This is a genomic window from Stenotrophomonas sp. 2YAF22 (assembly GCF_052114665.1).
GTDB classification, from domain to species: Bacteria; Pseudomonadota; Gammaproteobacteria; order Xanthomonadales; family Xanthomonadaceae; genus Stenotrophomonas; species Stenotrophomonas indicatrix.
The window spans coordinates 1-6,795 of the sequence record NZ_JBFRFE010000191.1; the positions used below are offsets into that span (position 1 = coordinate 1).

At 67.1% G+C, this 6,795-nt stretch carries 4 protein-coding genes and 1 pseudogene; 1 reads left to right on the forward strand and 4 read right to left on the reverse strand.

What is annotated here, in order from left to right:
- Positions 1 to 173: pseudogene (locus tag AB4Y84_RS09525) on the forward strand (sulfite exporter TauE/SafE family protein); the annotation flags it as partial.
- A 169-nt stretch (positions 174 to 342) separates the two neighbouring features.
- Here the strand turns inward: AB4Y84_RS09525 and AB4Y84_RS09530 are convergent.
- The 4 genes from AB4Y84_RS09530 to folE form a co-directional block, all read right to left on the reverse strand.
- Positions 343 to 3,723 carry an ATP-binding protein gene (locus tag AB4Y84_RS09530; protein ID WP_442250059.1) on the reverse strand — a complete coding sequence of 1,127 codons (3,381 nt, stop codon included), beginning with the start codon at positions 3,721 to 3,723 and terminating at the stop codon, positions 343 to 345.
- Positions 3,724 to 3,739: 16 nt separating this feature from the next.
- A complete protein-coding gene (locus AB4Y84_RS09535; protein ID WP_025875661.1) occupies positions 3,740 to 4,441 on the reverse strand; it encodes a DUF4194 domain-containing protein in 702 nt (233 codons plus the stop codon).
- Positions 4,428 to 5,897, reverse strand: coding sequence for a DUF3375 domain-containing protein (locus AB4Y84_RS09540; RefSeq protein ID WP_025875659.1), 1,470 nt, complete (start codon positions 5,895 to 5,897; stop codon positions 4,428 to 4,430). Before AB4Y84_RS09540 ends, AB4Y84_RS09535 begins: the two co-directional genes overlap by 14 nt.
- A 109-nt stretch (positions 5,898 to 6,006) precedes the next feature.
- Positions 6,007 to 6,618 (reverse strand): GTP cyclohydrolase I FolE, encoded by a 612-nt coding sequence (folE, locus tag AB4Y84_RS09545; RefSeq protein ID WP_089241981.1) that lies wholly within the window; start codon positions 6,616 to 6,618, stop codon positions 6,007 to 6,009.
- Positions 6,619 to 6,795 lie beyond the last annotated feature (177 nt).

The window sequence follows — 6,795 nt, forward strand, 5'->3', positions numbered from 1 at the left end:
GCAACATCCTGTGGCTGTTCGCACTGCCGATGGCGGCAGCCAACATCATCGGCTCGGTGGTGGGCACGCGGTTGGCGCTGAAGGGCGGCACGCCGTTCATCCGAAAATTGTTCGTGGGCCTGGTGGTGGTGCTGATCGCGCGGATGGCGTGGGATACGTTCCGTAGTTCGTGAATGCGATTGCCGGCCAGCGATCGGCACTACCACTATCGGGATTCATGACCTGGTAGGTGCCAACCTTGGTTGGCACGCTGTTTCCGGTCGCGAAGAGCAGCCGAGCATGGCTCGGCTCTACAGGGGATTGCCGGCCAGCGGCCGGCACTACCAGGGCGGGCCGAAGCGATCAGGCTTCGGCTTCTTCCGGTTCGTCGGCCTGCTGGCGGCTGCGCTCCGGCAGCTTCAGGCGCTTGCCTTCTTCGTCGTACTCGATGAGCAGCACGCCCGAATCGTGGCGGCCGCTGATCTCGACGAAGCAGGCGCCACCGATGAACGGTTCCAGCGTCATCACCGATTTCAGCGGGGTGGCCACCACCATCTGGAAACCGAAGTTGTCGAAGATGTTCATCGCCAGCGCGGTGAACTCGTTGTCGGCCTTGTCGAAGGCTTCGTCGAGCACGACTGCGGCATAGCTGGGCAGCTGGCTGTCGGCGCCGCCGAGCTGGTAGCGCAGTGCCGCGGCCAGGCAGGTGGTGGCCAGCTTCTGCCGCTGGCCACCGGATTTGCCGGCGCCGCTGCGGTAGATCTCGACCTGCTGGCGCGTTTCCACATCCAGCTCCACGCCGATGAACTCCACGTGCAGGCGTACGTCCAGCACCACTTCGCGCCAGCGCTTGTCTTCGCCTTCCTGCGAGCCGAGGCGGTTGACCAACTGGCGCAGGACGGTGAACTGCGTTTCGGCCAGGTCGCGCTGCTCGGTCTGCTGCTGCGACAACACCTCGCGCAGCTGCTGGTGGAACTCCTGCACTTCCGGCAGGCGCCGGTCGTTCAGTTCGATGGTCAGCAGGGTGCCACGGTTGAAGGGCACCTGCTCCAGGCTGGCGTTGACTTCGTCCAGGCGCTGGCCGATCGACTTGCGGGCCTCCGCGCTGTGACGCTGCAGCGCGAGCAGGTTGTTCTTGCTCTGGTTCTGCAGCAGGTCGAAGAAGCGTTCTTCATGCTGCGGCAGGCCATCGCGTTCAAGGCGTTCGAGGCGAGCGAGGAAATCCTCGGCCGAGGCCACCGACACGGTGAAGTCGCCCGATTCTTCCGGCCACTGCTGGATGAAGCGGCGGAAGCAGCCCAGCAGCAGGTTCTCGATGCGGTTGACGTCCTGCTGCGAAGACGAGAGCTGTTCGTTCAGCGCGTTGCTGACCTGGCGCATGTGCGCTTCCAGCGTTTCCAGGCTGAGCGGGCCCTGCTCCTGCAGGCGCTCGGCCAGGCCGGCTTCCTGGTCTTCGGCCAGCGCTGGCAGGACCAGTGCCCGGCTCTGCTGGCGGGCACGATCCAGGCGGTCGCGTTCGCGCACCAGCTGGCCGCGCTCGACGCGGGTGTCTTCGTAAGTGCGGCGGGYCTGCTCGATATCGGCGCGGGTGGCGTCGATCTGCTGGGCGATCCTGGCCAGGTCGGCATTGCCTTCGCGCAGGGCGTGCAGGCTGGCCTCGATGTCGGCCAGACGCTGTTGAGGCGCGGCGACGTCGATTTCGTTCCAGCTGATGCCGATCAGCTGGTGGCAGGCCAGGCGACGTTCGTTGTCGCGGTCACGCTGGCTGCGCAGGCGCGCGATGTCGGTATCGCAGCTGGCGATACGGGCGGCCAGTTCCTGGGCTTCCTTCTCGAAGACGGCGAGCTTGTCGCGGTTGCTGAAGCCCAGCAGCCAGCGGCGGCGATCGTTCACCGCACTGCGATCGTCCTTCTCGAAGCGGTCGCCCGGATGCTTGACCTGACCTTCGCGGGTGATGCCGCGGTCGACGTTGCGCAGCTGCTTGGCGTCCACGCATTCGTAGTCGAAGCGCTTGCCCAGCTCGCGGCGCAGCCAGCTTTCGAACACGTGGTCGCGTAGTTCCAGCTTGTGCAGCAGCGACTTGGCGGACGGTTCGCGGGCGAACGCATCGTCATTGCGACGCACGCGGTAGTAGGTGAAGCGCATGCCCAGGTGGGTACGGTTCACCCATTCGGCGACGTCGTTGTAGTGCTTGTCATCGACCAGCAGCGACTGCGCGAAGCCACCGAGCACACGCTCGATCGCGCCCTGCCAGCTCTGCTCTTCCGAGCGGACCTGGATCAGTTCGCCGACGAACGGCAAGGCCGCTTCGGAGATACCGGTTTCTTCGGCAAGGCGCGCGCGCAGCTTCTGCATCGGCGCAGGAATGCTGGAGGGCGTGCGCTGCATCGCCTCCAGTTCGCCACGCACGTCGGAGAAGCGCCGCTCGTCGTCGCGCTTGCCGCCCAGCCGTTCGCTGATGGCGTCGTCCAGGGCGCTCGACGCACGCTGACGGTCTTCCAGTTCGGACTGCGCCTGCTCAAGCAGCTCGGCGAAGCCATGTGCATCCTCGGGCAACGCGGCCTGCAGCTTCTGTGCGGCGTCACGCGCCTGCGCCTGCTTGGCCAGGCGGCGATCACGTTCGGCTTCGGCGCGGCCCTGCTCGCGTTCCAGTTCCTCGATGCGCTCACCGCCCTGCTGGCGGCGCTGCAGTTCCAGCTCGGCCAGGCGCTCGGTGTGGTTGTCCAGCGCCGCGCGACGCTGCGCTTCTTCGCCCAGCAGGCCACGGTCGCGCGTATCCATTTCACGCAGGCGCGCTTCGATCAACAACTGTCGACGGCTTTCGCGGAAGCTGTCGATACCGAGCTTGAGCGCTTCGTCATCGCCGCGACGACGGCTCATCGCCTGCAGGTCGCCATAGTGCTCGCGCGCCGGCTTCAGGGTTTCGACCTGACGCCGCGCGGTGACCACGGCCTGGTGCGCGCCATCGAGTTCGGCGAAATCGCTGACAAGTCGTTCGGCAGCGTCGAAGGTCTTCGGCGTGTCGAGCATGAAGTCGCGCAGGAAGACGTTCAGGTCACCCAGGTTCTTCGCCGACTGCGTCTTGTGCAGCAGGCGCAGCGCCATCTCGTTGTCGATGCCGAGCAGGTGGCGGAAGCGTTCGGCATAGCCGGAGAACGTGTCGAAGTGATGGACGTCGGCCAGCTTCTGCTTGAGCTTGCGCAGGTCGAGATCGAAGCCGCCCAGATCCTTGGCGATGTCGAACGGACGCTCGGCGATCATGTAGTGCTTGCGCACGTCACCGGCGGAGGTGCTGCTGCCGGCGATCCAGAGCAGGCGTACCAGGCTGACCACGCGGCCATCGCCGGCGCGGTACTCCAGCACCAGCGCGGTCCAGGTCGCGCCCTTGCGCAGGTACTGGGTGGCGATTTCACCGGTGCCACTGTCCTGCTGGTCGGCCCACGCGCCGCGCACGTAGGACACCAGGTTGCGGTCGCGGCCGCTGCGTTCGGCTTCACGCGCTGCGGCGTTGAAGTCGACGATGGCCGGTGGCGTCAGCAAGGCGGACATGGCATCGAGCAGGGTCGACTTGCCCGAACCCGAGCGGCCGACGAACAGGAAGCCGCGCTCGGCGATCGGCACTTCGGTCAGGCCGTTGAAGGTGCCCCAGTTGTGCACCTGCAGGCGGCGCATGCGGAACTGCTGCAGGCGCGGGTCCGGCAGGCCTTCGTTGAACAGGGCGGGAGTGTGCTTGGAAATGGCCATGCGGTGCTCGGGTCTCTCAGGCTTCAGCGGCCGGGGTTTCGCGCAGCTGGCGGTAAACCGCCGACAGCTGGGATACGTCTTCGGCGGAGAACAGCAGCTTCAACGCCGGCGAGACTTCGTGGCGGTCTTCCTGGCCGCCGAGGCGGGTCAGGATGTGGTTGTCCTTCATTTTCTGCACCGCCGAGGCGACACGGCGGTTGAAGCCGGCGCGATCGGTGGACAGGTTCTTTTCGTAGATGGCCAGTGCTTCGGCCATTTCAGCATCGGCGACCACGGCGCGGTTGCCACGCGCATCGGCTTCGCCCAGCTGCTGGCGCAGGTACAGCAGCAGCACCGAATCGATGAAGGTCAGCGGCGAGGTGCGCAGCAGTACCGGTGCATCGACATCTTCGGTGTCGGCCTGGCGGGTGAACGCCACGCCACTGTCACGGTCGAGCACCAGTTCCAGGAACAGGTCCGACAGCGCCGAACGGATACCGGCTTCGCTGCGGATCAGTGCCGGCCACAGCTTGGCGTGACGCAGCTGGTCGATGCTGGGGCCGATCAGCAGCTGGCACAGCGCGCGGCGCGCATCCAGCGGCAGGCGGCCGGTATCGCCCATGTAGTAGACGTCGTTGCCGCGCCGGGGCTGGGCCACGGTCGCCACCGGCTCGGCCTGGTAAGCGTCTTCGGCCAGGTCGGCATGCGGTGCGTCGATGGGGTCTTCATGCCAGCTCATGGCGTCTCTCCTGGGTAAACCAAACCAGCGGGATGCGGGCACGACGGATCTGTCCGTCGCCACCTCGCCATTCGGCAAGCTCCTGTTCGCCGGCGATCACGCTGCCAAAGCGCGTGCCCAGCGAGAGGTAGCCGATGACACTGCCCAGCCCCTGCGGCGCTTCGCGCTGCGACAGGGCCTGGGCAATGCTGAGTTTCGGCTGCCTGTCGAGCAGGTCGTGCAGGTCGCGGCGCAGGGTGCGGAAATCGATTTCCGACGACGCCACCAGATCGCCCACGCTTTCCAGGCTGATGCTGGCCGCATCGTTGTATTCGACGTTGCCATCGACCTGCGCGCTGCGCGGGTCGTGCAGCTTCCACTGCGACCACGAACGCAGGCGGCTGGTGGTCAGCTGCAGGTCGCGGCCAATGGCGCGCTGCGCCGGGAAGTCATCGCGCAGTGCCAGTGCTTCGGACTGCGCCTGCTTCAACAGCTGGTTGAGGCGGCGCTGTTCCAGGTAGCCACGGCTCTGCACGAAACCACGCAGGCTGCGCGCGAAGTTCTGCAGCACGTCATGCACCTGGCCACCACGCTCGAGCATGGTGCTGGTGAAGCCGCGCAGGAAGTTGCGCTCGTTGCGATCCAGCCGCCGGGCGAAGCCACGGGCCAGCAGCGTCTCCAGCGCGGCATCGAGCTGGGCGCTCTGTTCGGCGTCGTTGAGCAGGCGCCAGAACGCCTGGAAACTACGGCCCGCGTCGCTCTCGCCGATCACGTCCACGCCTTCGAACAGCTTGGACAGCACGTCGCCGCGCTCGCCTTCGTCATCGATGATGCGTTCGCGGAAATCACGGTTGAGCTGTTCGAAGTCGTCGCGCACGCGGCGGAAGTCTTCGGTCAACTCGTCGGCCAGGCCGATGATCTGCCGCGTGCGTTCCAGCGCGCGCTTGCCGTCCAGGGCCGTCACCCGGCCAGCGCTGACACGGGCGATCTCGGCATCGATGCGGTCGCGCTCGTCGCGCAATGCGGACAGGCGTGCGTCCGGGTCGGCCTCGGTCTGCGCGGCCAGCTGCGACAGCTGCTCGATCACCAGTGCCAGACGGCTCTCGGTGGCGGCCACGCGGGCCTGCTCCATGCTGTCGGCGAAGCGGATCGCCTGCAGCGCCTGGGTCGAGAGCTCGTACTGCTCCTGGTCGGCGCCTTCAGGCAGCCGGCGTTCCAGCCAGCCCTGCGCGAGCCAATGGGCGACGTAGGCCTGCGCGGTCCGCGGCAGCTCGCGCGACAACTCGTCGCCGTTGAGCTGGTCCAGCGCACGCTGCAGGCGCTCGTTGAGGACCGATGCCGGCAACGTGCGATCGCCGTCCATCAGCAGGCCCTGCAGCAGGCCGATGATTTCCGGTGCGTGGTCGGCGGCGAGCAGCTTCCATTGCGGCTGTTCGCGCAGGTGGCGATAACGGGTGATGCGTTCGCGGTGCTTCATGCAGCGAGATCGGTCGGAAGGGCGCGGCGGCCGGCGCGCGCGCGAAGGCGCGGCGCAGGCACGGCGAAAGCGGCGGCCACGCGGGGCCGCCACCGGGAGGCGACGGCGCTCAGCGCTTGCCGCCCACTTCGATGAAGCGCAGGAACTCGGCGCGGGTGCGGGCGTCCTCGCGGAAGCTGCCCAGCATCTTCGAGGTGACCATGCTGACGCCGCGCTTGTGGATGCCGCGGGTGGTCATGCACTCATGGGCGCCTTCGACGACGACGCCAACACCGACCGGCTGCAGCACGTCCTGGATGCACTGGGCGATCTGCGCGGTCATCTTTTCCTGCACCTGGAAGCGGCGGGCGTAGGCTTCGACCACGCGTGCCAGCTTGCTGATGCCCACCACCTTGCCGGCCGGCAGGTAACCGACGTGCACGCGGCCGATGATCGGCGCCATGTGGTGCTCGCAGTGGCTTTCGTATTCGATGTCGCGCAGGACGATCAGTTCGTCGTAGCCGGCGACTTCCTCGAAGGTGCGTTCCATGTAGGCGCGCGGGTCGTCGCGGTAGCCGCTGAACCAGTCGCCATAGGCTTCGGCCACGCGGCGCGGGGTATCCAGCAGGCCTTCGCGGGTCGGGTCCTCACCGGCCCAACGCAGCAGGGTGCGCACGGCATCCTCGGCCTGGACCTGGGTCACATCGCCCTGCGGGGCGGCCTTTTCGTTGTTCTTGCTCATTGCATACAGCGCCCGAACGGGGGGCGAGCATCGTACCCGACCGGGGGGTGGGTCGTCCTCTGGGGACGGTTCATCGGGGGGCCGCCCGGCGCCGGATTGCTATCGATCTGGAGCGGGAAGGGCGGCAGGGCAGGACACGCCGTAAACCCATCCATGGGGGCTCGGTCGGCGCATCCC